Source organism: Burkholderia sp. Bp9016, assembly GCF_003857765.1.
Lineage (GTDB): Bacteria > Pseudomonadota > Gammaproteobacteria > Burkholderiales > Burkholderiaceae > Burkholderia.
Window position 1 is genome coordinate 1 of sequence record NZ_QTPY01000095.1, and the last position, 593, is coordinate 593.

General features: G+C 61.9%; 1 pseudogene. It reads right to left on the minus strand.

The window, feature by feature from the left end:
• Nucleotides 1-593, minus strand: a pseudogene (locus tag DIE13_RS32585) (IS3-like element ISBam2 family transposase); the annotation flags it as partial.

The following is a 593-nucleotide window of genomic DNA, read 5'->3' on the forward strand; positions in this document are numbered from 1 at the left end:
TCCTGGAAAGCGGCAGGAGCATCCGCGGTTGCCCGATGTTTCGCCGCAAACTCTGACGGCGCAAGGTAGTTCAGTGCGCTGTGCGGCCTTTGCTCGTTGAAGTCCTGACGCCATGCCGCGATGACTGCCCGAGCGTGCGCGAGCGTCGTGAACCAGTGCTCGTTAAGGCATTCGTCGCGGAACTTGCCGTTGAACGATTCGATGTACGCATTCTGCGTTGGCTTGCCCGCCTGAATCAACTTCAGCGTGACGCCGTTCGCATACGCCCACTGGTCAAGCGCGCGGCTCGTAAATTCGGGTCCCTGGTCGGTTCGCACCGCCTTGGGATAGCCACGGAAGCGAGCTGCACGGTCCAATGCCCGAGCGACATACAAACCTGAGATGCCGTGGTCGACGACGATGTCGACAGCCTCTTTCGTGAAGTCGTCGACGACGGTCAGGCACTTCACGCGCCGGCCGTTGGAAAGCGCATCCATCACGAAATCGATTGACCACACCTCGTTGGGCGCGCCCGGCAATGCCAGTTGCTCGCGCTCAATCATGACGCCCTGGCGCTTGCGACGGCGCCGCACAGCCAGCCCTGCCTCACGGTA